The sequence below is a fragment of the Anoxybacillus sp. UARK-01 genome, from assembly GCF_002075365.1.
GTDB classification, from domain to species: domain Bacteria; phylum Bacillota; class Bacilli; order Bacillales; family Anoxybacillaceae; genus Anoxybacteroides; species Anoxybacteroides rupiense.
This window is the reverse complement of sequence record NZ_NASY01000052.1, coordinates 12,596-35,874: the sequence shown is the minus strand read 5'-3', so window position 1 is coordinate 35,874 and position 23,279 is coordinate 12,596. Positions and strand designations below refer to the sequence as shown.

Annotated in this window: 23 protein-coding genes; 1 reads left to right on the top strand and 22 read right to left on the bottom strand. The window is 41.8% G+C overall.

Annotated elements, in window-relative coordinates:
- Window positions 1-6 precede the first annotated feature (6 nt).
- The 13 genes from yycF to B6A27_RS16430 form a co-directional block, all read right to left on the bottom strand.
- Window positions 7-723 carry a response regulator YycF gene (yycF, locus tag B6A27_RS16490; protein ID WP_044745202.1) on the bottom strand — a complete coding sequence of 239 codons (717 nt, stop codon included), beginning with the start codon at window positions 721-723 and terminating at the stop codon, window positions 7-9.
- Window positions 724-883: 160 nt separating this feature from the next.
- The gene (locus tag B6A27_RS16485; RefSeq protein ID WP_044745165.1) at window positions 884-2,170 is read right to left on the bottom strand and encodes an adenylosuccinate synthase; all 1,287 of its coding nucleotides are present in this window, start codon (window positions 2,168-2,170) and stop codon (window positions 884-886) included.
- 147 nt (window positions 2,171-2,317) lie between these two features.
- Window positions 2,318-3,682, bottom strand: a complete 1,365-nt coding sequence (gene dnaB / locus B6A27_RS16480) for a replicative DNA helicase (protein WP_044745164.1) — start codon at window positions 3,680-3,682, stop codon at window positions 2,318-2,320.
- Between the two features lie 98 nt (window positions 3,683-3,780).
- Window positions 3,781-4,230: a 50S ribosomal protein L9 gene (gene rplI, locus B6A27_RS16475; protein ID WP_044745163.1), complete on the bottom strand. Its 450-nt coding sequence runs from the start codon at window positions 4,228-4,230 to the stop codon at window positions 3,781-3,783.
- Window positions 4,227-6,200 carry a DHH family phosphoesterase gene (locus tag B6A27_RS16470; RefSeq protein WP_080862679.1) on the bottom strand — a complete coding sequence of 658 codons (1,974 nt, stop codon included), beginning with the start codon at window positions 6,198-6,200 and terminating at the stop codon, window positions 4,227-4,229. Before B6A27_RS16470 ends, rplI begins: the two co-directional genes overlap by 4 nt.
- Window positions 6,201-6,238: 38 nt before the next feature.
- On the bottom strand, window positions 6,239-7,168 hold the full coding sequence (locus B6A27_RS16465; RefSeq protein ID WP_044745161.1) for a YybS family protein: 930 nt from the start codon (window positions 7,166-7,168) through the stop codon (window positions 6,239-6,241).
- Window positions 7,169-7,236: 68 nt separating this feature from the next.
- Window positions 7,237-7,473, bottom strand: coding sequence for a 30S ribosomal protein S18 (rpsR, locus tag B6A27_RS16460; protein WP_027408127.1), 237 nt, complete (start codon window positions 7,471-7,473; stop codon window positions 7,237-7,239).
- Window positions 7,474-7,600: 127 nt separating this feature from the next.
- Window positions 7,601-8,095 carry a single-stranded DNA-binding protein gene (gene ssb, locus B6A27_RS16455; protein WP_044745160.1) on the bottom strand — a complete coding sequence of 165 codons (495 nt, stop codon included), beginning with the start codon at window positions 8,093-8,095 and terminating at the stop codon, window positions 7,601-7,603.
- A 27-nt stretch (window positions 8,096-8,122) separates the two neighbouring features.
- Window positions 8,123-8,410 (bottom strand): 30S ribosomal protein S6, encoded by a 288-nt coding sequence (gene rpsF, locus B6A27_RS16450; RefSeq protein WP_080862678.1) that lies wholly within the window; start codon window positions 8,408-8,410, stop codon window positions 8,123-8,125.
- Between the two features lie 105 nt (window positions 8,411-8,515).
- The gene (ychF, locus tag B6A27_RS16445) at window positions 8,516-9,616 is read right to left on the bottom strand and encodes a redox-regulated ATPase YchF (protein ID WP_044745158.1); all 1,101 of its coding nucleotides are present in this window, start codon (window positions 9,614-9,616) and stop codon (window positions 8,516-8,518) included.
- 70 nt (window positions 9,617-9,686) lie between these two features.
- Complete coding sequence (locus tag B6A27_RS16440) at window positions 9,687-11,696, bottom strand: molybdopterin-dependent oxidoreductase (protein WP_080862677.1); 2,010 nt, start codon at window positions 11,694-11,696, stop codon at window positions 9,687-9,689.
- A 38-nt stretch (window positions 11,697-11,734) separates the two neighbouring features.
- On the bottom strand, window positions 11,735-11,929 hold the full coding sequence (locus tag B6A27_RS16435) for a DUF951 domain-containing protein (RefSeq protein WP_080862676.1): 195 nt from the start codon (window positions 11,927-11,929) through the stop codon (window positions 11,735-11,737).
- 14 nt (window positions 11,930-11,943) lie between these two features.
- Window positions 11,944-12,834 carry a mechanosensitive ion channel family protein gene (locus tag B6A27_RS16430; protein WP_066150812.1) on the bottom strand — a complete coding sequence of 297 codons (891 nt, stop codon included), beginning with the start codon at window positions 12,832-12,834 and terminating at the stop codon, window positions 11,944-11,946.
- 246 nt (window positions 12,835-13,080) lie between these two features.
- Here B6A27_RS16430 and yyaC point away from each other — a divergent pair, with 246 nt between their 5' ends.
- Window positions 13,081-13,704: a spore protease YyaC gene (yyaC, locus tag B6A27_RS16425; RefSeq protein ID WP_044745154.1), complete on the top strand. Its 624-nt coding sequence runs from the start codon at window positions 13,081-13,083 to the stop codon at window positions 13,702-13,704.
- Between the two features lie 47 nt (window positions 13,705-13,751).
- Here yyaC and B6A27_RS16420 read toward each other — a convergent pair whose 3' ends face one another.
- The 9 genes from B6A27_RS16420 to spoIIIJ form a co-directional block, all read right to left on the bottom strand.
- Window positions 13,752-14,453 (bottom strand): DUF554 domain-containing protein, encoded by a 702-nt coding sequence (locus tag B6A27_RS16420; protein ID WP_080862690.1) that lies wholly within the window; start codon window positions 14,451-14,453, stop codon window positions 13,752-13,754.
- Between the two features lie 231 nt (window positions 14,454-14,684).
- A complete protein-coding gene (locus tag B6A27_RS16415) occupies window positions 14,685-15,539 on the bottom strand; it encodes a ParB/RepB/Spo0J family partition protein (RefSeq protein WP_066150815.1) in 855 nt (284 codons plus the stop codon).
- Window positions 15,532-16,293: a ParA family protein gene (locus B6A27_RS16410; RefSeq protein ID WP_044745152.1), complete on the bottom strand. Its 762-nt coding sequence runs from the start codon at window positions 16,291-16,293 to the stop codon at window positions 15,532-15,534. The genes B6A27_RS16415 and B6A27_RS16410 overlap by 8 nt, the downstream gene beginning before the upstream one ends.
- A gap of 135 nt (window positions 16,294-16,428) precedes the next feature.
- Window positions 16,429-17,274: a nucleoid occlusion protein gene (gene noc, locus B6A27_RS16405; RefSeq protein WP_066150818.1), complete on the bottom strand. Its 846-nt coding sequence runs from the start codon at window positions 17,272-17,274 to the stop codon at window positions 16,429-16,431.
- Window positions 17,275-17,335: 61 nt separating this feature from the next.
- The gene (gene rsmG, locus B6A27_RS16400; protein ID WP_066150821.1) at window positions 17,336-18,052 is read right to left on the bottom strand and encodes a 16S rRNA (guanine(527)-N(7))-methyltransferase RsmG; all 717 of its coding nucleotides are present in this window, start codon (window positions 18,050-18,052) and stop codon (window positions 17,336-17,338) included.
- A gap of 20 nt (window positions 18,053-18,072) precedes the next feature.
- Window positions 18,073-19,962 (bottom strand): tRNA uridine-5-carboxymethylaminomethyl(34) synthesis enzyme MnmG, encoded by a 1,890-nt coding sequence (gene mnmG / locus B6A27_RS16395; protein WP_066150824.1) that lies wholly within the window; start codon window positions 19,960-19,962, stop codon window positions 18,073-18,075.
- Between the two features lie 17 nt (window positions 19,963-19,979).
- Window positions 19,980-21,365: a tRNA uridine-5-carboxymethylaminomethyl(34) synthesis GTPase MnmE gene (gene mnmE / locus B6A27_RS16390; protein ID WP_080862675.1), complete on the bottom strand. Its 1,386-nt coding sequence runs from the start codon at window positions 21,363-21,365 to the stop codon at window positions 19,980-19,982.
- Window positions 21,366-21,807: 442 nt separating this feature from the next.
- Entirely contained in the window at window positions 21,808-22,452 is a 645-nt protein-coding gene (jag, locus tag B6A27_RS16385) for an RNA-binding cell elongation regulator Jag/EloR (protein WP_080862674.1), read from the bottom strand.
- On the bottom strand, window positions 22,449-23,216 hold the full coding sequence (spoIIIJ, locus tag B6A27_RS16380) for a YidC family membrane integrase SpoIIIJ (protein ID WP_044745146.1): 768 nt from the start codon (window positions 23,214-23,216) through the stop codon (window positions 22,449-22,451). The genes jag and spoIIIJ overlap by 4 nt, the downstream gene beginning before the upstream one ends.
- Window positions 23,217-23,279 lie beyond the last annotated feature (63 nt).

The window sequence follows — 23,279 nt, the reverse complement described above, 5'->3', positions numbered from 1 at the left end:
CTTCCTTTACTCCTGTTCTGGGTTGCGCAAGTAATATCCTACACCGCGTCTCGTCACGATCCATGTCGGATGCGAAGGATTATCTTCAATTTTTTCTCGCAAACGGCGAACCGTCACATCCACAGTGCGGACATCTCCATAATAATCATATCCCCACACCGTTTGCAGTAAATGCTCCCTCGTCATGACTTGTCCAATATGCTTCGCTAGATAATGAAGCAATTCAAATTCACGGTGTGTTAGTTCAATCGTTTCTCCTCTCTTTAATACAATATAAGCATCTGGCCGAATGACAAGCGATCCGATTGTAATTTCGCTTATATCATCGTTCTCTTCATCATCTTGAACATTAGCATTTGGCTGATGACGGCGCAAATTCGCCTTAACGCGTGCCAACAGCTCTCTTGTACTAAACGGCTTCGTGACATAGTCATCAGCTCCTAGCTCCAATCCAAGTACCTTATCAATCTCAGAATCCTTTGCTGTTAACATAATAATCGGCATATCATATTTTTTCCGCACCTCTCGGCATACCTCCATGCCATCCTTTTGCGGAAGCATAATATCAAGCAAAATGAGATCAGGCTCAATTTCTTCCACTTTTTGTAATGCTTCTATACCATCATATGCACAAATGACTTCATAGCCCTCTCTTTGCAAATTAAACTGTAAAATATCAGCAATTGGTTTTTCATCATCTACCACAAGAATTCGTTTTTCCATCATCATTCACATCCTTTCCTTATCCGATGGATTCATTCGCAAAAAAAGCTCCATATTAATAATGTATCATGTTATTTACGGGAATTCACTTACTACCCATTGCCAATTCGGCAAAAGAAAAGCATAGATACCGCTCGTATCTATGCTTTATTTCTAATCGTTAGGCATACACGCTGCGAACGACGTTCGTTTGCGAACGATCTGGACCAACAGAGAAAATAGAAAGCGGGATGCCTGTCAGCTGTGAAATGCGCTCTACATAATGACGAGCATTCGCTGGCAGTTCGTCTAAGCTTTTAACGCCTGTAATATCTTCCGTCCAGCCTGGAAGCTCTTCATAGACGGGTTCGCACTCCGCTAGCACCTTCAAGCTTGCCGGAAATTCCTCTATGATATTTCCTTTATAGCGATAAGCCACACAAATTTTTAACGTTTCAATTCCTGTTAATACGTCAATGGAATTTAATGACAAATCCGTAATTCCGCTGACTCGGCGAGCATGGCGGACTACTACGCTATCAAACCAGCCCACGCGGCGTGGACGCCCTGTTGTTGTACCATATTCTCTTCCAACCTCGCGAATGCGATCGCCAATTTCATTATGTAATTCCGTTGGGAACGGGCCATCGCCGACACGGCTTGTATATGCTTTCGCTACTCCTACCACATGTTTAATTTTTGTCGGTCCTACTCCTGACCCAATTGTAACGCCGCCAGCCACTGGATTAGAAGAAGTCACAAACGGATACGTTCCTTGATCAATATCCAGCATGACGCCTTGCGCGCCTTCAAATAGCACACGTCGTCCTTCATCCAAAGCGTTATTTAGCACGACAGATGTATCGCATACATATTGCGCAATTTGTTGTCCGTATCCATAATACTCTTCAAAAATATCCTCAAGTTTCAATCCTTCAATTCCGTACACTTTTTCAAATAAAACGTTCTTCTCTTGTAAATTGCGGGCAAGTTTTTCCGCAAATACGTCACGATCTAATAAATCAGCAATACGAATGCCGATTCGGGCTGCTTTATCCATATACGCCGGACCGATTCCTTTTTTAGTTGTGCCGATTTTATTGGCTCCTTTGCGCTCCTCTTCCGCTTCATCAAGTTTTAGATGATATGGCAAAATCACATGAGCACGGTTGCTGATACGCAAGTTGTCCGTCGAAATGCCCCGATCATGTAGATATTGCAGCTCAGCAATAAGAGCTTTCGGATCAACCACCATTCCATTTCCGATGACACATATTTTATCTTTATAAAAAATTCCTGATGGAATGAGATGCAGCTTATACTTTTCTCCATGAAAAACAATCGTATGTCCCGCATTATTTCCGCCTTGATACCTTGCGATCACTTCTGCATTTTCTGATAAAAAGTCGGTAATTTTTCCTTTTCCCTCATCTCCCCACTGCGTCCCAACAACAACTACCGAAGACATGGCGAGCACCTCCACTTTACTCAATGTAAACATAGTAAGTGTAGCACTTTTATTGACTAAAGTCAACGAAACACGAACATTGGATAGATATTTCACTTTTTTATTCGTGTAAAAATGGAAATACTTATCCAAAGAACCGTTCAGCTTTTAGGCTCCTGGAGGAATTTGTGTATCATCAAAACGTCTCTCTAAATTTACAAACTTATTATATTCTTTAATAAAGGCGAGCTGCACCGTGCCAACAGGACCATTCCGTTGTTTAGCAATAATAATTTCAATAATGTTTTTATTCTCCGATTCTTTATCATAATAATCGTCGCGATATAAAAAGGCGACGATATCTGCGTCCTGTTCAATACTTCCCGATTCACGAATATCGGACATCATCGGCCGTTTATCTTGACGCTGTTCAACGCTGCGGGAAAGCTGCGATAAAGCAATAACGGGTACTTCTAGCTCACGGGCCAGCGCTTTTAGCGCGCGGGAGATTTCAGATACTTCTTGCTGGCGATTCTCTCTATTCCTTCCGCTTCCTTGAATGAGCTGTAAATAATCAATCAATACCATCCCAAGACCACTCTCTTGCTTCAAGCGGCGGCATTTCGCCCGAATTTCACTGACGCGAATGCTAGGGGTATCATCAATATAAATTCCTGCATTCGATAAGCTTCCCATCGCCATCGTTAATTTTCCCCAATCTTCAGAGGTCAGCTTTCCTGTCCGCAAATTTTGGGCATTGATATTTCCTTCGGCACACAGCATCCGCATAACCAACTGTTGAGCGCTCATCTCTAAGCTAAAAATGGCGACGTTTTCGTTCGTTTGTGTCGCCACATTTTGCGCAATGTTTAACGCAAAAGCGGTTTTTCCAACAGAGGGACGAGCAGCAACAATGATTAAGTCGCTGCGCTGAAATCCAGCCGTCATGCGGTCAAGCTCGGTGAAGCCGGTCGGGATTCCAGTAATCTCCCCTTTGCGGTTATGAAGCATTTCAATATTGTCGTACGCCTGAACAAGCACATCCTTTATATTTTGAAACGTACCAGAATGCTTCCGTTGCGCCACCTCCATAATCTTTTTTTCCGCTTCGTTCAGCAGTACATCAACCTCATCTTCACGTGTGTAGCCATCTTGCGCAATAGAGGTGGCTGTACGAATTAAACGGCGCAAAATCGATTTTTCTTCCACAATGCGCGCATAATATTCAACGTTGGCAGCAGTGGGAACCGCATCAGCTAATTCGCTTAAATATGATACTCCCCCCACTTCTTCCAACGCTTTGGAATCTACCAGCTCTGCAGTTACTGTTACTAAGTCGACAGGCTCTCCTTTATCAGCCACTTTGAGCATCGCGTGGAAAATTTTTTGATGAGCAGCACGGTAGAAATCTTCTGGTATTAAAAGCTCAGAAGCGGGAGTCAGCGCCGAAGAATCAAGAAAAATCGCACCAAGTACGGCTTGTTCTGCTTCAATATTTTGTGGCGGAATGCGCTCTGCAAATAGATCATTCATCTCTTTCACCACCTTTTCGATGCTGTTGGGTAACGATTCTCATAAGAAAAATGTGATTTGTATGGGGGATTCCCCATAAAATCACATTTTTTATCAGGTTATTTTTGTTCGCTGACATGTACTTTTAATGTTGCCGTTACTTCCGGATGAAGTTTAACAGGTACATTTGTATAGCCTAATGCACGAATCGCATCCTCTAATTCAATTTTGCGTTTATCCACTTTCAATTGAAATTGGCTTTGCAGCGCTTCTGCAATTTGTTTACTTGTAATGGAGCCGAAGAGGCGACCGCCTTCACCAGCTTTTGCTGATAGCTGTACGGTCAGTTGCTCCAATTGCTCTTTTAACTGCTTCGCTTTTGCCAATTCCTCTTCTGCTTGACGTTTTTCTTTATTTTTTTGTGCTTCTAGCGCCTTTAAATTAGTAGGAGTCGCTTCAACGGCGAGCCCTTGCTTAAAAAGAAAGTTTTGAGCATAACCGTCTGCCACATTTTTAATTTCGCCTTTTTTGCCTTTTCCTTTTACATCTTTTAGAAAAATAACTTTCATGATTTTTTTCCTCCTTCTAAATACTCGTCAATGGCTGCACGCAAACGATGCTCTGCTTCTTCAACCGTTGTATCAGCCAGCTGAACGGCAGCATTCGTTAAATGGCCGCCGCCTCCCAGGCTCTCCATAATGACCTGAACATTGATGTCTCCGAGCGAACGGGCGCTAATTCCGATCAGATTATCTGTGCGCTTCGAAATCACAAAGGAAGCCACTACCCCATTCAATGTCAGAAGCGTATCAGCCGCTTGAGCGATTAGAACTTGGTCATATGCTTCATTTGGGCTTCCTTTCGCAATAGCGATTCCTTTTGCGTTAATAGAGGCATTTTCAATGATTTTAGCTCTTTTTACATAGTTGGCTATATTTTCCTTGAGCAGCTTTTGCACTAATACCGTATCGGCTCCTTGAGCACGCAAGTATGAAGCAGCATCAAACGTACGAGAGCCGGTTCGCAGCGTAAAGCTTTTCGTGTCAACCACAATTCCTGCTAGCAGCGATGTTGCCTCTAGCATCGTCAGCCGCATGCGCTGCGGTTGATATTCAAGCAGCTCGGTTACGAGTTCTGAGGTTGATGAAGCATAAGGCTCCATATACACAAGCAGCGGATTATTAATAAATTCTTCACCGCGGCGATGATGGTCAATCACCACAATATTATCGGTCCGAAACACTAGTTTCTCTTCAATCACTAGTGAAGGACGATGCGTATCCACAATAATTAACAAGGTATCATCGCTGACAAGCTCAAGCGCTTGTTCCGGTTTAATGAATCTTGACCAAAGTTCCGGGTAATTTTTAATTTCCTCAATCAGCCGTTGAACACCTGCATCAATACGATTCGTATCCAAAACGATAAACCCTTCTCTTTGATTAAGCTGAACAAGCTTTAACACACCGATGGCAGCGCCTACTGCATCCATGTCTGGATATTTATGTCCCATAATCATGACTTTATCACTGTCAACAACTAGCTCTTTTAATGCGTGGGAAATAACACGGGCCCGCACTCTCGTGCGTTTCTCCATCGGATTTGTTTTCCCGCCGTAAAATTTTACTTTCCCATTGGCTTGTTTGATTGCCACCTGATCGCCTCCGCGGCCAAGCGCTAAATCCAAACCAGATTGGGCAAGCGCCCCTAACTCCGGTAGCGAAGAAACGCCTGTACCAATGCCAATGCTCAATGTTAATTGAACATTATCCTTCATGGTATGTTCGCGAACTTCATCCAAAATCGCAAACTTGCCTTTTTCAAGCTGCTGTAAAATTTGTTCATTTAATACAGCGACAAAGCGATCAGAGGATGTTCGTTTAAGGAATAATCCATAATCATGCGCCCATTTATTCAGCATCGAAGTGACTTGGCTGTTCAGCTGGCTTTTTGATTGATCGTCCATTCCTTGAGTAATCTCATCATAATTGTCGAGAAAAATAACGCCTAATACCACTCGTTCTGCTTCATATTGTTTTTCGATTTCAATTTGATCAGTTACATCAAAGAAATATAACAGCTTTTCTTCCCGCCTAATAATGACTTGAAATTTCCGATCATGAATATCAATCATTTCTGTGTCAACTTCTTGTTTAATCAGCGGAATTAATTGGTCAGCAACATCATATAACGAGCGGCCTACCAACGTCTGCTCCCCAAAGCAGGATGTCAAAAATACGTTTGTCCATTCAATTACATAATCGTCATTAATCAGCATGATCCCAATCGGCATTTCCATCAAGGCCTCTTCGCCTACTTTTTTTAGCCTATGGGATAAATTAGAAATATGCTGTTCAAGCTCCGTATAGAGCGTACGCTGCGATTTTACGACATAATAAAGCACAAAAGCGAGGAGCAAAAAACTGGCTAACCCCAAAATCCATTGGAAATAAGCGATCACTCCTATTAGTCCGAGCGCAATCATCATTAATGCATAAAGGGGATAGCGGTATGCCTTCTTTTTATAAAAATGAGACATTCATGTCAGCTCCTAAACCATAAAAATAATCCCATCGCCTAGCGAATGCGTTTCCGTAATTCGAATCCTAAATCAATTATACCTAATATTACAATAACATAAAGCAAAAAAGGGAGAAAGAAGCAAAACAACGTTCCGACTACAACGATGCTTTTTGCCATTTTTTTTTGCTCAGCGACATAATAGAGGAAAGAAAAACCTTGAATCAAAAACAAAAGCTGTAATACATAATAGAGATTAATAACGGCAATAAAGACAAAGGATCCTTTTTCTAATGGAAAAAATGTCGCTAATAGTATAATCAGGTAATACCATAAAAGCGGCTTTGGTAGCATAATATGACGAAAAGGAGGCCACGTTCCTATCGGCATATTTAAGCGTTTTAAAATCGGAATCGAAGCCATGATCGTTAAATAAGCAGCAGCAAGCGCTGATAAAACAAACACGGACGGTATAATGTATTGCACAAACTCCAACATTTGTTGGAAGCGATCTTGCATTTCTTTCGGGGGCTCTTGTCCCATTCCTTTCATGATTTGCATAGAGGCATGAAAGGATTCTTTTAGCATTGAAAGCGTTTGAGCAATAATGTCTAAGTTAAAAAATTTGACTGAAATGATATAATCAAGCACGATATTGACCAAAAACACAAGAGTCGCTACTGTTAAAATTAAATAGCGGTTTTTCTTTTTTGCAAACATAATGCCGATCACAATTCCGCTTGTTCCAAACATCAGCACAACGGGTAGCGATAATAATGAACCGATTAGGGAAGAGACAATAAGGGCCACAGCTAGCAACATGAATCCTGGAGCATAGCCATGTCTCATTGTAAACACGATAAAAGGGAGAGATAAAAAGAAAAGCGCAACCACCGATAAAAATGGAACGTACAAAAAGATTAAAAATAGTACAATAAAAATCGCCAGCTGAATCGCCGCTTCTGTCAGTACATATGTATTTTTCATCCGAACCGAATCCCTCCTATCATCAAAAAAAGCAGTAAGGATGCCGTCCCCCCTTACTGCTTTTTCTTTTATTCACCCGCTACGTATGGCAATAATGCCATTTGACGAGCACGTTTAATTGCTACCGTTAATTTGCGTTGATATTTCGCGCTTGTACCTGTTACACGGCGTGGTAAAATTTTGCCGCGCTCAGAAATAAATTTCTTTAACGTATCCACATCTTTGTAATCGATGTGTGTAATTCCATTTGCTGTGAAATAACAAACTTTGCGACGTTTTGCGCGTCCGCCTTTACGTCCTGCCATTTTATTTTCCTCCTTTCTTTTTTCAATTATGATATCCAAAATGAAGTTTACGTTCAAATGTCTCGTTTCGGCTTTTCACGCGCAAGCAGGTGCTTGTACGATCCAAAGCCGTCTTTGCGATCTATGATTAAAACGGTAAGTCGTCATCGGATATATCAATAGGCTGTCCATCATGAGCAAACGGATCCTCATCGATGCGACTATAGCCTGGGTCGGTTGTGTGACGCGGGTTCTGATTTTGTCCAAATGGATAAGGCTCTCCATAATAGCCGCCTGTTGCTGCACCACGCTGTTCCGTACTACCTTTAGGCTCAAGAAATTGAACACTATCAGCAACCACTTCGGTTACGTACACACGCTTTCCATCTTGCCCTTCGTAACTTCTTGTTTGCAAACGGCCATCCACGCCAGCCAAGCTTCCCTTTTTTAAGAAGTTCGCCACATTCTCTGCTGGACGACGCCAGACGACGCAATTTATAAAATCTGCTTCACGTTCGCCTTGCTGGTTTGTAAACGGGCGATTAACAGCTAATGTAAACGTGGCAACAGCTACTCCACTTGGAGTATAGCGCAATTCTGGGTCTCTTGTAAGTCTCCCTACAAGAATTACGCGGTTAATCATCAGAACCACTCCTTAAAAATCACGGAATTATTCTTCCTCTTTAACAACGATATGACGAATAATGTCTTCGCTGATTTTCGCTAAACGGTCGAATTCTTGCACCGCTTTTGGCTCAGACATCACGTTTACGATCATGTAGTAACCGTCGCGGAAGTCATTGATTTCATAAGCTAAACGACGTTTACCCCATTCTTTTACGTTCGTGATTTCCGCACCGTTTTCTGCTAGGATGCCGTTGAAGCGTTCAACTACTGCTTTTTTTCCTTCATCATCCACGTTCGGGCGGATAATATACATAATTTCATATTTTCTCATTCCAGTCACCTCCTTTTGGTCTAAACGGCTCTATGAAAAGAGCAAGGAGCAATATGCATTACTCACATTTTCTGATTATATCATGGCTAAAAGATCAATGCAATACTATACATTGAAACGGAAATGCATAATATCGCCATCTTGAACCTCGTAATCTTTTCCTTCTAAACGAACTTTCCCTGCTTCACGCGCTGCTGCCATGGAACCGCAAGCAAGCAAATCGTCGTAAGAAACCGTTTCAGCACGAATAAATCCTCTTTCAAAGTCCGAATGAATAATTCCGGCGCACTGCGGAGCCTTCATTCCTTTACGGAACGTCCATGCACGAACCTCTTGTTCCCCGGCTGTAAAATAAGTGGCTAGTCCTAACAAGTTATATGCAGCCCGAATTAACTGATCGAGTCCTGATTGTTCGATTCCTAGTTCTTGCAAAAACATTTGTTTTTCTTCCTCGTCTAGTTGGGCAATTTCCTCCTCTACTTTTGCACAAACAACAATCACTTCAGCATGATCGCTTTGCGCAAATTCACGAACTTGCTGAACATACGGATTGGCAGATGGATCGGCAATGTCCTCTTCCCCTACGTTCGCTACATACAGCATTGGTTTGATGGTTAATAGGTGGAGCTGTTTTACCACCTTCATTTCTTCTTCCGTAAAAGACAACGTCCGCGCGGCCTTTCCCGCTTCAAATGTTTCTTTTAAACGCATAAGAATCTCATACTCGAATACCGCTTCTTTATCTTTTTGCTTCGCCAATTTTCCTACGCGATCTATCCGCTTATCAACGGTTTCAAGATCAGCCAAAATGAGTTCTAGGTTAATGGTTTCAATATCGGAAAGCGGATTGACTTCCCCTGCTACATGGGTAATATTTTCATCAGCAAAACAGCGAACGACTTGGCAAATGGCGTCGACTTGACGGATATGCGACAAAAATTTATTTCCAAGCCCCTCTCCTTTGCTTGCGCCTTTGACAATGCCGGCAATATCAGTAAATTCAAACACGGTTGGCACCGTTTTTTTCGGGTTGACAAGCTCCGTTAATTTTTTTAAACGTTCATCAGGTACTTCAACCACTCCAACATTCGGCTCAATTGTACAAAATGGATAGTTCGCAGACTCTGCTCCAGCTTTTGTAATCGCATTGAATAGTGTTGATTTTCCCACATTCGGCAAACCAACGATTCCTGCTGTTAATCCCATTGCTTCCACTCCTCTAACCGTCAACATCTTTCCTCATTATAGAGAGTAAAAAATAAAATGACAAGCGCGTTCATCGATTAATTTTTTCAATGTTTACTAAGCAATCATATAACATGCTTCCCAAACCGTTATCAGATTCGCCATCAGGCGTAAGTACATTCACACTTCCACCAAATTTTCCCCATTGTCCTTCATCGACATTGATCGTTTTTGGATGAGCTTTCGCGAGAACTTTCACCTTGCCGATAAGCTCGCCCCGCTCATTAAACAGCCTTGCCATATCTCCATCCGACAGCTCTTTTTCCACTGCAATATCTTGGGAAATCTCAATTTTGATTGATTGCATGGCTTTAATCAAATGATAATGCTGCGAATGATTGGAACGCAGCGGATGGATCGTCAGCAAACGATATGGATATTTTTCCGCTAATCGTTTATTTCCCGCTTTCGATTCAGCTGGGTACATGATTTTTAATTTTCCATCCATCCCTTTTTGTTCTGCGAAGGAAGATGTGAATTCATATTTACCGCTCGGTGTCTGAAAGCGATAATCATTCCATGGGACCGGGTGAACAGGTAACAGCAAATGCTTTTCCTGCTTTAGCTTTTCTAACGTGATCCCGTATTTTTCAAGCCCATCAAGCCCCATCTTTAAAAATTCTTCTCTTGAAAAGGCAAAATCGTCTGCAAATCCTAACCGTTCGGCTAAGCTTGTCCAAATCCAAAGATCTGGTTTCGCTTCTCCTGGAGCTTGAACAAGAGCAGGACCATAATTGACATAAGCATGATACATCGAGGAATAATAAAGATCCTCCTCCTCAAATACCGTTGTGGTCGGCAGTACATAATCGGCGATCTCCGCTGTATCCGTCATAAACTGTTCAAAAACAACCACCGTTTCCACTGATTGAAAGGCTTGTTTCACTAGATTGGTATTGGGTACTTGAGTCAATGGATTTCCACATGTCACAATGACCATTTTTATATTCGGATCAGTGGCTTGCAAAATTCCTTCGGCTTGCTTCATCATTGTAAATGTACGAGATGCCGTTTTCCGCTCCGGCAAAGTCAAGGCTTCTATATTGAAGCTTTGACCAACCTGCAAATTGCCAAAATTGACGCCACCGCCACTGATGCCAATATTTCCGCTTAAAGCTCCTACAGCATCAATCAATCGAATCGTATTTCCGCCATTAGCATAACGCTGCATTCCAAGTCCCAAATACGTCATCGTTGGACGTTTTCCGTATATAAGGGCTAACTCTTTCATGATCTCGTGCGCAACCCCGGTTAACTGTTCAATCTCCTCCATTGTGATCTGGTTCAATAAATTCTGGAGATCTTCGAATCCGACTGTATAGGTTTCAATAAAATGCCGATCTTCAAGGCCAAGGCGCAGCAGCTCCTTCATAATTCCCATCGCTAAAAAGCCATCCATTCCTGGCGCTACAGACACATACAGATCCGCGATTTGCGCTGTTTGATTGAAAATCGGATCAATGACAACGAGCTTCGTTCCTTGCTTTTTAACAGATTGAAGATGTCCGAATAAGTGCATATTCGTGCGGGCAACATTTCTGCCCCATATCACTACATTGTTGCTATTGTAAATATCCTCAGGAGCATGGCTGTAAGCATTGCCGAAATCCCACTTTTGCGCCTCAATCCCAGCTCCCCAACAAATGCTTCCTATTAATTCCGTAACTCCTCCGTAGCAATTAAAAAACCGGCGATCCAAATTTTTTAGTAGTCCGTTATTCGCGTAATCATGGCTATGAAGAACAGCTGTAGTCTCATACTTTTCCTTAATCTCCCGCATTTTTTCTGCAATTTCATCCAACGCTTGTTCCCAAGAAATCCGCATAAATGTTCCATTCACTTTTTTCAAAGGGTAAAGCAATCGCTCCTGGGAATTGGTCCGCGCCTCCAGCATACGTCCTCGTCCACAAATTTTCCCTCGAGTAATTGGGTGGCGGTCATCTCCATCCACTTTGATTACTTTGCCATCATGAACCGTCACCTCTAATCCACATGTGTCCCAGCAATTTAAAGGACACGATGAGATATGAACGTCTGGCATTTCCTCCATTCCCCCTCTTTAATAAAGAGCATGAGGAATTACTCCTCATGCTTTTCCAGCACCTTTTTCAGTTTACGAACAAATTCCTTCCTCGGAAGCAACACACTATGGGCACAACCTTCACATTTGATGCGGATATCTGCTCCCATGCGAATCACCTTCCAGCGATTCGTTCCACACGGATGCGCTTTTTTCATTTCTACAATGTCATGCAGACCAAACTCTTTGTCCATCGATTCCTCCTCCTTTACGCATCAGCTTTTGCTCGTGGTTGAGGCAAACCTTCTTCGCCTTCGCGATTATACAGAACAAGCTTTGGAAATGGAATTTCAATTCCATTTTCATCCAAGCGCAGTTTAATCTCCTTGCGCAATGCCCGAGCAACAAAAAAATGGCGCATCGGTTTTGTTTCACAGGTCACTCGAAGGACAACCTCTGAGCTTGTCAAATTTTGAATACCTAAAAGCTCAGGTGCAGCCACCATATCCTCATATTTCTCTGGAAGTTCGCTCAACAGGTGACGAATGACTTCCTCTGCTCGTTCAAGATCTCCATCGTGAGAAACACTCACATCAACAACTGCGACACTATTATGCAATGAAAAATTCGTTACTTGTGTAATGGTTCCATTAGGCAAAATATGAACTTCGCCTGTCCAGCTTTTTATTTTGGTTACCCTTAATCCAATGGCTTCTACATATCCTTCAAAATTGCCGATTCGAACATAATCGCCCACCGAGAACTGATCCTCAAAAATGATGAAAAACCCTGTAATGACATCTTTCACCAAGCTTTGGGCACCAAAACCAACCGCCAACCCAACAATCCCTGCACCGGCAAGCAGCGTTCTTACTTTCACGTCAAATGTATCTAAAATCATCACAAATGCTATAAAGTAAATAACATACGTAATCGTGTTATCCAGCAGTTTTAATAATGTCGCTTCTCGTCTTTCTGAAAAACGAATCGGCGCTTTTTGGCGCATTTTAAAAATATTATGAACGGCAATTTTTAAAACCTTGGAGATCACCATTGCAACCAAAATAATCGCAATGATTTTTACACTTCCAATGCCAATCTTGGCCCAAAAATCTTCATTAGAAAAAAATTCCCAAACATTTTCATAAGCTTTTTTCATTCTCTTTCACCTTTCATCTTCTCTCTACATACGTTAAATTACCTCTTAATCACTATTATACATACCAATCATTGTACCAATATTTCAAATGATTTTGTAGCGTTGCAGCTTCCGATTAAGCTCTCTTATAACTTCCTCGTTTCACAGCATCCGTTGCCATATAAGAAAACTAGAATCCCAATGTATATAATTCTTGTTTTTTCCGTATACTGTTTAGTACTTAATTGATATCAGGAGTGAATATTCATGAGTATCTCTTCGCTTTTTTTTCATTCCAAAAATGAAAAAGAACGAGTTTTCCATGATGAACAAGGAGCCTCTACTTGGATTGCGATGCGCCTTATTTCCCTGCTTTCTTCGCCGATCACGCAACCATTAGCCATTGTTTGTATTGGAACAGACCGATCAACCGGAGACTCGCTCGGTCCTCTTGTCGGGACCATGCTCAAAGAAAAGAATTTGTCTTATTTTCAAGTATATGGAACATTGGAAGAACCGATTCATGCAGTAAATTTAGAGGAAAAAATTAATGGAATTCGCGTTCTTCATGACAATGTTTTTATGATCGCCATTGATGCTTGTCTTGGAAGATTAAAAAGCGTTGGCGCCATTACAGTTGCTGAAGGGCCCGTCCGGCCAGGTGCCGGTGTAAACAAGCAACTTCCTCCGGTTGGAGATCTTCATATTACAGGAGTCGTCAATGTCAGTGGATTTATGGAATTTTTTGTTTTGCAAAATACCCGTCTTCATTTAGTAATGAATATGGCTAAAACGATTGCAAACGGCATTTATGAAGCAGACCGCTATCTGAAGCGTCAAGAGTATTTAGCCGCTACCGCCCTAAATCAAGAACAAATGAAGCCTTTCTAAAGCAAAAATCCCCTCTTGATTCTATAATACAAGAAGGGATTTTTACTTTACCAGAAATGAAGAGCGGTTACAATCACAGCGGTCATAAGGATGCTTGGCAACAAATTAGCGACACGGATCGCTGTGATTCCTAACAAATTCAAGCCGATAGCCATAATTAAAATACCGCCTACTGCAGTTGATTCGGCAATAAATGAATTCATTAATTCTTTCGGAACCCATGTTTGGATTTGTGTTGCTAATAAAGCGATGATTCCTTCATATAGCATAACAGGAACAGCAGAAAAAATAACTCCGATTCCCATTGTTGTTGTAAGAATGATGCTTGTAAATCCGTCAATCATCGATTTAGTATATAAAACCCGATGATCTCCTCGTAAACCGCTGTCCATAGCTCCAATAATCGCCATGGCTCCAACCACAAACAGCAATGTAGCTGCTACAAATCCTTTGGCTATATTTCCTTGGCTGTGTCCTCCTACTTTTCTTTCCAGCCATTGTCCAAGCTTGTTTAATTGATGATCCAGATTCCACAGTTCCCCTATCATACCGCCAAAAACAAGACTGCAAATGACAATTAAAAAATGCTCACTTTTTAGCCCCATTTGTATTCCAAGCAAGGTGACAGCAAGACCAATTCCGCTCATAACGGTCCCTTTCATTTGCTCAGGAATTTTGTGGAATATTTTACCTAATAAAGATCCGATGATAATGCAAATCCCATTCACAATTGTTCCTAATAACACCAAAACAATTTGCCTCCCTAGATAAAGCGGATGATGCTCAATATGCATCCATGCTTTCCAATGTCTTTGTTCGTAAATAAAAATAAAGTAAAATAGCCAAAAAAGAAAAACTGATCTTTCTGTTCATAGTATGTGTAGCTCTTCTTCAAAGACAGTCTCATAAAAGATACACTATGTTATTGGCACCAACTGCGAAGAAAGAAAAAAATAAACCATCAAAGGCTGATGGCTCGGCTATTCATCCAGTTGTACATTTAATAAATGCAAAATTCGTTCTAAATCTTCATTGGAGAAAAATTCGATTTCAATTTTGCCCTTTTTACGATTTTGCTTAATCGTCACATTTGTGCCAAACTTTTCTCTTAATAATGACTCACTTTGTTTAACAAAAACGCTCTTTTCTTTTTTTGGTTTGACTGTTTCACGTGAAACACGCTCGTTAGTCTCCTGAATAAGCTTTTCAAGCTGGCGAACATTTAATTGCTCCGCTATCACCTTCTCAATAATCGCTTTCATTTTTTCTTTTCTTTTTAATCCCAACAAAGCGCGGCCATGCCCCATCGATAACGTTCCATCGGTAATCAACTGCTGAATTTCTTTTGGCAGCGATAAGAGTCGCAAATGGTTCGCAACATGCGGACGGCTTTTTCCGATGCGTTGAGCCAGCTCCTCTTGTGTTAATTGAAGATGTTCCATAAGAGTTTGATAGGCCTTGGCTTCTTCAATAGGAGTCAAATCTTCTCTCTGAAGATTCTCAAGGAGCGCAAATTCCATCATCTGTTGCTCTGTCAAATTGCGCACCACAACAGGAACCGTTTTTAAATGCGCTTCTTTAGCAGCGCGATATCGCCGTTCTCCCACTACAATTTCATAGCCTTTAATGCTTTTTCGCACAATGAGCGGCTGCAAAATTCCATGCTGGATAATCGATTGCTTCAGCTCTTCAATCGATTCCGGATGAAATGTTTGCCGAGGTTGATAAGGATTGGGACGCAGCTCTTTAATCTGAATCTCCTGAATCGTTTCTTCCTCGCTTACTTCCAAATTCGAAAATAGCGCATTAATCCCTTTTCCAAGTCCTTTAGCCACGCGCGACCACCTCCTTTGCCAATTCTAAATACACTTCTGCCCCTTTTGAACGCACGTCATAAAGGATAATCGGCTTTCCATGGCTCGGTGCCTCGCTCAAGCGAACATTGCGCGGAATGATCGTGTCATATACTTTTTCCCGAAAATATTTTTTCACTTCTTGAATGACTTGAAGCCCTAAATTCGTTCGGGCATCGAGCATCGTTAACACGACGCCTTCCAATTTTAATTGCGTATTCAAATGCTTCTGCACGAGGCGAATCGTATTCAACAATTGGCTTAATCCTTCAAGCGCATAATACTCACATTGCACAGGAATCAATACGGCATCTGCGGCTGTCAATGCATTCAATGTAAGCAGCCCAAGGGATGGAGGACAATCAATCAATACAAAATCATATACATTTTTTAAAGGCTCAAGAGCTTTTTTTAAAAGAATTTCGCGTGAAACCACAGAAACTAATTCAATTTCTGCCCCAGCTAATTGAATCGTAGCTGGAATCATATATAAGTTTTCAATATTTGTCGGCCTTACTACATCTTTGGCTTTCATATTTTCTACTAGGACATTATAAACGCACTCATCTACATCGCCTTTTTCAATTCCGATGCCGCTTGTAGCATTCCCTTGTGGATCAATATCGACAAGCAAGACCCTTTTTCCTATATGTGCCAAGCAAGCTGCTAAATTCACAGCCGTTGTCGTTTTCCCTACTCCGCCTTTTTGATTTGCAATTGCAATGATCTTGCCCACGGTGACACCTACCTCTAACAATCGTACTCATATGTCCTATTTTATCATGAAACAAAAAAAATGGATGTATTTTCTATGCATCGCATGAAATAAAAACCTCATCACACGCGATATGATGAGGTCGCATTGAATCATTTATTTTTTCGGGATACGAATTGTAATTTGATAATAATCCTCAAAATCTTCTTCTTCAGAATCGATCGAAAGACCGTTATCAGCCACCATCGCTAATGACTGGCGAATGGTATTGACAGCGATTCGCATATCCTTGCTGAAAGCTTTTCGTTTCGGCTTGGGCTTTGGACGATTGGCTTCTAATATCTTTAATACGCGATCTTCTGTCTGTTTGACATTCAATTGTTTTTCAATAATCTCTTTTAAAAGCTGTAATTGCTTGTCCCGATCCTTTAAAACAATGAGCGCTCGCGCATGCCGCTCTGTAATCGTTCGTTGCAATAGCGCCTCTTGAACCTCTTGAGGCAATTTTAGTAAACGAAGCTTATTGGCAATAGTGGACTGACCTTTCCCTAACCGCTGCGCCAGCGCTTCCTGCGTCAAATGGTGCAATTCCAATAGCTTGGCATACGCCAGCGCCTCCTCAATCGGCGTTAATTCTTCGCGCTGCAAATTTTCAATTAAAGCAACTGAAGCGGTTTCTTTATCATTTAAATTTTTGATAATGGCCGGAATTTCTGTCCATCCCAGCGTTTGAACGGCACGCCAGCGCCTTTCTCCTGCAATGATTTCATATTTGCCATTTTCACATTCACGAACAACAATCGGCTGAATGATTCCATGTGTTCGAATCGTTAAAGCGAGCTCGGCAATTTTCTCATCATCAAAAATGGTTCGTGGTTGAAAACGGTTCGGAACAATTTGCGATACTGGAATTTTTCTTACTTCTTCATTCTCATGTTTTTCAATCATTTCTTCTTGTTCCTTTTCTCCAAAACTAAAGAAGCGCGAAAAAGGATGCTTCATTCCCCTCTACACCACCTTTAAAAACTCTCCCCTGTTTTAACAATGTTCCCAGTCGGCGTTCTCATTCAATTGGAAGTTTATTTGGAATCCCTGGTTTCCGAGGATACTGCTTGGTTGTTTTCCGTTTCTTATGAATAAAAATAATGGTACGCTCGCTCTCTTCGATCGGCAACGTAAATGAATGAGTGGCTGCAACTTCTCCACCAAGAACTTTAATCGCTGTTTTTCCTTGTTCCAATTCTTCTTGAGCGGCCGCTGCTTTCATGGCAATAAATGTCCCATTTACTTTCACCAATGGAAGGCATAGCTCACTGAGCACAGACATTCGAGCAACCGCCCGAGCCATGACAACGTCAAATGCCTCTCGGATCCCTTCTCGTCTAGCGAATGTTTCAGCACGGTCATGATAAAAAGCGACATCTTCCAATTCGAGCGCTGAGGCAAGAGCGTGAAGAAAAGTAATGCGCTTTTGCAGCGAATCGACGATCGACAATTTCAGATGCGGAAAGCAAATTTTCAACGGAATGCTCGGAAATCCGGCTCCAGCCCCGACATCACAAAGCGACATTGGCTTTGAAAAATCGTAATAAAACGCAGGAGAAATGGAGTCAAAAAAATGCTTTAAATAAACCCCCGATTGATCCGTAATCGCTGTTAAATTCATTTTTTCGTTCCATTCAATCAACAGCTCATAATAGATTTGAAATTGTTCCAATTGTCGGGGAGAAAGAGAAATCCCTTTCTCCTCCAATAGGCTCTGAAACTGTTTTGTATCCATATGCCAATCCCTTCACTATGTTATTCATTCGACACGCGAGCAATTCTTCCTTGTTCTAAATACACTAATAATATCGAAATATCTGCAGGATTTACCCCTGAAATGCGCGAAGCTTGCGCAATAGAAAGAGGCCGGACTTGTTTTAATTTTTGGCGAGCTTCGGTCGCAAGGCCTGTAATTGCATCATAATCAATATCTTCAGGAATTTTTTTGTTTTCCATTTTCTTTAAACGTTCTACTTGCTGAAGTGACTTTTCGATATATCCTTCATACTTGATTTGGATTTCTACTTGCTCCACCACATCGGACGGAAGCTGTTCTTCAGCTGGAGCAAGCAGCTGAATATGCTCATAGGTCATTTCTGGACGCTTCAACAAATCAGAAGCTCGAATGCCATCTTTTAATTCGCTGCCTCCCGCCTGACGAATGACCTCTTGAACTTGGTCTGTTGGTTTAATGATCCATGCTTGAAGACGTTTTTTCTCTTTTTCAATCGCTGCTTTCTTCGCTAAAAACTTCTGGTAACGCTCTTCGGAAATCAATCCCATTTTATACCCGATTTCCGTAAGACGCAAATCGGCATTATCATGGCGGAGCAACAAGCGATATTCTGCCCGGGATGTCAACAAGCGGTATGGCTCATTGGTTCCCTTTGTTACGAGATCGTCAATCAGTACGCCAATGTAAGCATCAGAGCGGCTTAAAATGAGCTCTTCTTTTCCAAGCGCTTTGCGGGCCGCATTAATTCCAGCAATAATGCCCTGCCCCGCCGCTTCTTCATAGCCGGAGGTACCGTTGATTTGTCCAGCTGTATATAAGTTTTTCACTACTTTTGTTTCTAGCGTTGGCCATAGTTGGGTTGGAACAATGGCATCGTACTCAATCGCATAGCCCGCTCTCATCAGCTGCGCTTGCTCAAGTCCCGGAATCGTTGACAATATTTTTCGTTGAATATGCTCTGGCAAGCTGGTGGAAAGCCCCTGTACATATACTTCTTCCGTATTCCGGCCCTCTGGTTCCAAGAAAATTTGATGACGCGGTTTATCGTGGAAACGGACAATTTTATCTTCAATTGATGGACAATAACGCGGGCCCGTTCCTTTAATCATTCCCGAGTACATCGGCGATAAATGCAAGTTTTCATCAATTATGCGATGCGTCTCTTCCGTCGTATAAGTCAGCCAGCACGGCAACTGATCTGTAATGTATTCCGTTGTTTCATATGAAAATGCCTGTGGAGTATCATCTCCCGGCTGGATTTCTGTTTTGCTATAATCGATCGAACGGCTATTGACTCGCGGAGGAGTTCCCGTTTTGAATCGTACGAGCTGAAAACCGAGCTCCTCTAAATGCTCTGACAGCTTAATGGACGGCTGTTGGTTATTTGGACCGCTTGAATACTTAATATCGCCAATAATAATCTCTCCACGCAAAAATGTTCCCGTCGTAATGACAACCGTCTTGGCGCAATATTGAGCGCCCGTATGAGTCATGACCCCTTTGCACACGCCTTCTTCAACAATTAGCCGCTCTACTTTTCCTTGAAGAAGCGTCAAATTCGGTTCACGCTCAAGCGTTTTCTTCATTTCATGCTGATACAAAAATTTATCTGCCTGCGCTCGTAACGCGCGAACAGCCGGACCTTTTCCCGTATTTAACATTCTCATTTGAATGTATGTTTTATCGATGTTTTTCCCCATTTCCCCGCCTAGTGCATCAATTTCTCGAACAACAATTCCTTTGGCAGGGCCGCCGATAGACGGATTACATGGCATAAAAGCGACCATATCCAGGTTTAACGTAATCATTAACGTCTTGGCACCCATTCGCGCTGCAGCCAGTCCTGCTTCACATCCGGCATGGCCAGCACCGACAATAATGACATCATATGATCCGCCATGATACTCCATTTGAAACAACCTCCTTTTCATTTTCCTAAACAAAATTGAGAGAACAGCTGGTCAATCAAACTTTCGTGTACCGTATCCCCCACAATTTCTCCTAACAATTCCCATGCTCTTGTCAAATCAATTTGTACAATATCAATTGGGACTCCTGCCTCTATTCCCGCAATGGCTTCCTCAATCGCTTTTTTCGCTTGATGGAGCAAAGCGATATGCCTTGAGTTTGACACATATGTCAAATCCGCAGCTTCCACCGCTCCGGCAAAAAATAACGTAGAAATAGCCTCTTCCAATTGGTCAATGCCTTTTTCCTCTAATAAAGAAGTGGCGATCATCGGATGTTCATTTGCAAGCTGTTTTACACGTTCCATATCGATTCTTTGCGGCAAATCCGTTTTATTCACAATGATGATAACATCCTTCTCTTTTACACTTTCAAAAAGCTGCTCATCTTCCTCAGTCAGCGGCTCATTGTAATTTAAAACAAATAAAACCAAATCCGCCTCTTTCACCATTTGCTTTGAACGTTCAACACCGATTCGCTCGACGACATCCTCTGTTTCGCGAATTCCCGCTGTATCAATCAGTTTTAACGGAACACCACGGACATTGACATATTCTTCAATAACATCTCTTGTCGTTCCCGGAATATCTGTGACAATTGCCTTATTTTCATGAACAAGACTATTTAACAAAGATGATTTTCCAACATTCGGGCGACCGATAATGACGGTTGCCAGCCCTTCTCGCAATATTTTTCCTTGGTGCGCCGTTTGCAAAAGCCGTTCGATTTCTGAACGAACATACTGCGATTTCTCGAGAAGCAGTCGATGCGTCATTTCCTCTACGTCATCATATTCAGGATAATCAATGTTCACTTCCACATGAGCAAGCGTTTCTAAAATCGTTTGCCGCAGCTGGCGAATCATTTTTGATAATCGCCCTTCCATTTGATTAAGAGCCACATTCATCGCTCGATCGGTTTTTGCACGAATTAAGTCAATCACCGCTTCAGCCTGAGATAAATCAATACGACCATTTAAAAATGCCCGCTTTGTAAATTCGCCCGGCTCAGCCAAACGAGCCCCATTTGTCAAAACAAGCTGCAAGATACGGTGAACGGAAACGAGCCCCCCGTGACAGTTAATTTCGACGACGTCTTCTCTTGTAAACGTCTTAGGCGCCCGCATAACAGCAACCATTACTTCCTCCACCGTACGACCATCAGCCGGGTCAATAATATGCCCATAATGGAGGGTATGTGAAGGCACATCATTCAGGCGTTTTTTCCCTTTTCCTTTGAAAAGGCGATCCGCAATAGCAATGGCTTCGCTTCCGCTCAAACGAACAATGGCGATGGCGCCTTCCCCCATCGGAGTAGAAATCGCAGCAATTGTATCAAACTCCATATATTTTCACCTCTCTTCTATCCTTGTCTATGATCTATATTGTAAACAAGAGAATCGCTTGCAATCATTAAATAATCCACAATTCAGGAAGTAATCAAAGTAATCATTATCAATTTTAACTTATCCACATGTGAATAACAATAATAACAAAATGAACGTTTTATCTCTTGCCCATGGATGATTGATCCCTTTATTCCAAAAACAAAACTCATGATTTAATCAGGGAGAGCGGACAAGCAGATTGCCAAGAAATCGCTCATTGTTCAAAAAGCGGGCGCATATCACATGCTTCAACCGTCGATAATCTCTTTTTCATGGAACTAAGCGCAAGGACAGTCTCTATGCGCATGGATCTTATTTTTTGCAAAAGCAACAGAAAAAAGAGGCTTTCTCAAATGATGAGATAGCCCCTTCCCCCGCGTTTTATGAATGTTTAAACATCTTATTCCTTGCTTATTTGCTCATGCACGGGAGCTATAACAATATACCGATGAGGTTCTGTTCCAACGGAAAAAGTTTTAACTTTCCGATTATTAGCTAAAGCAGAATGAATGACTTTTCGCTCATATGCCGGCAGCGGTTCTAATTTCACTTCTTTTTTTGTTTTCACCGCTTTTTCCGCCAATTTTTCAGCCAACTGCATCAACACATCGCGACGCCGCGCCCGATAGTTTTCAGCATCAACTGTGATATGAACATAGCCATTGGCATAGCGGTTCGCCACCAGCTGTGTCAATAGCTGGAGAGAATTCAATGTTTGTCCATGTTTGCCAATTAACAAACCGATCTTTTCACCGCTAATGGTAAACTGAATTTCTTTGTCATGTCCTGCTTCACTTTTCGTCACACTCGCTAGAATCCCCATCTTTTCAATCACATTTTTCAAAAAAATTTCTGCCTCTTCAATTGGATCAGGATGTACTTTTACCTTTACAACCGCTGGTTTATTGCCTAAAATACCAAGAAACCCTTTTTTCCCTTGCTCTAATACGTCAATTTCCACGCGATCTCTTGAAACGCCTAATTGATTTAATGCAAGCTGAATAGCCTCATCAACAGTCGAAGCGGTCGCGGTTACTTCCTTCACTTTTTCTGTCCCCCTGAATGATTAGATTTTAAATCAGGACCTTTAATAGCATAGGTTTGTACAATAGAAAAGATATTTCCTACTACCCAATAAAGAGATAAAGCAGCTGGAAAGTTAATACCAAAAACAATAATCATAATCGGCATAATCCAAAGCATCATCGCCATCTGCGGATTTTGCTGCTCAGTCCCTGCCATCATTATTTTCTGTTGAATAAATGTCGCTACCCCAGCTACAACAGGCAAAATAAAATACGGATCTTTAGCTCCAAGATCGAACCATAGGAAATTATGATCGGCAATTTCTCTTGTTCGCATAATGGCATGGTAAAAACCAATTAAGATCGGGGTTTGGATAATGAGCGGAAAACAACCGGCTAATGGATTCACGCCATGTTTCTGAAATAGCATCATCGTCTCTTGCTGTAATTTTTGTTGCGTTTCCATATCTTTAGAGCTATACTTTTCTCTAAGCTTTTGTAACTCAGGCTGCAATGCCTGCATCGCTTTCGCATTTCTCGTCTGTTGAATCATCAGGGGCAAAATAACAAGCCGGATCAAAATAGTAACAATGATGATCGACAAACCGTAGTTTCCACCAAATAGGTGCGCCACATATTTAATCAACCACGAAAGCGGATAAACAATATACTCGTTCCAAAATCCCTTACTCTCCGATGTGATCGGCTGATTTACTTGTGAACACCCCGCTAATAGAGCTATAAATGCAACAAGTGCGATCGTTAACCAAATTCGCCTTTTCACTACATTTCCCTCCTAACATGTCCAAAATCCGGTTTCTGTATATGTATTTTACCATCATTCTGA

Bases quoted from the DNA above. Each gene is read 5' to 3' on its own strand.
- B6A27_RS16485 (WP_044745165.1), bottom strand. From the start codon at position 2,170: ATGTCTTCGGTAGTTGTTGTTGGGACGCAGTGGGGAGATGAGGGAAAA.
- B6A27_RS16470 (WP_080862679.1), bottom strand. From the start codon at position 6,200: ATGTCTCATTTTTATAAAAAGAAGGCATACCGCTATCCCCTTTATGCA.
- rplI (WP_044745163.1), bottom strand. From the start codon at position 4,230: ATGAAAGTTATTTTTCTAAAAGATGTAAAAGGAAAAGGCAAAAAAGGC.
- ssb (WP_044745160.1), bottom strand. From the start codon at position 8,095: ATGATTAACCGCGTAATTCTTGTAGGGAGACTTACAAGAGACCCAGAA.
- yycF (WP_044745202.1), bottom strand. From the start codon at position 723: ATGGAAAAACGAATTCTTGTGGTAGATGATGAAAAACCAATTGCTGAT.
- B6A27_RS16435 (WP_080862676.1), bottom strand. From the start codon at position 11,929: ATGGACAAAGAGTTTGGTCTGCATGACATTGTAGAAATGAAAAAAGCG.
- dnaB (WP_044745164.1), bottom strand. From the start codon at position 3,682: ATGAATGATCTATTTGCAGAGCGCATTCCGCCACAAAATATTGAAGCA.
- B6A27_RS16440 (WP_080862677.1), bottom strand. From the start codon at position 11,696: ATGCCAGACGTTCATATCTCATCGTGTCCTTTAAATTGCTGGGACACA.
- yyaC (WP_044745154.1), top strand. From the start codon at position 13,081: ATGAGTATCTCTTCGCTTTTTTTTCATTCCAAAAATGAAAAAGAACGA.
- mnmG (WP_066150824.1), bottom strand. From the start codon at position 19,962: ATGGAGTATCATGGCGGATCATATGATGTCATTATTGTCGGTGCTGGC.
- mnmE (WP_080862675.1), bottom strand. From the start codon at position 21,365: ATGGAGTTTGATACAATTGCTGCGATTTCTACTCCGATGGGGGAAGGC.
- rpsR (WP_027408127.1), bottom strand. From the start codon at position 7,473: ATGGCAGGACGTAAAGGCGGACGCGCAAAACGTCGCAAAGTTTGTTAT.
- rpsF (WP_080862678.1), bottom strand. From the start codon at position 8,410: ATGAGAAAATATGAAATTATGTATATTATCCGCCCGAACGTGGATGAT.
- B6A27_RS16465 (WP_044745161.1), bottom strand. From the start codon at position 7,168: ATGAAAAATACATATGTACTGACAGAAGCGGCGATTCAGCTGGCGATT.
- noc (WP_066150818.1), bottom strand. From the start codon at position 17,274: ATGAAGCATCCTTTTTCGCGCTTCTTTAGTTTTGGAGAAAAGGAACAA.
- B6A27_RS16430 (WP_066150812.1), bottom strand. From the start codon at position 12,834: ATGAAAAAAGCTTATGAAAATGTTTGGGAATTTTTTTCTAATGAAGAT.
- ychF (WP_044745158.1), bottom strand. From the start codon at position 9,616: ATGGGATTAACAGCAGGAATCGTTGGTTTGCCGAATGTGGGAAAATCA.
- rsmG (WP_066150821.1), bottom strand. From the start codon at position 18,052: ATGGATACAAAACAGTTTCAGAGCCTATTGGAGGAGAAAGGGATTTCT.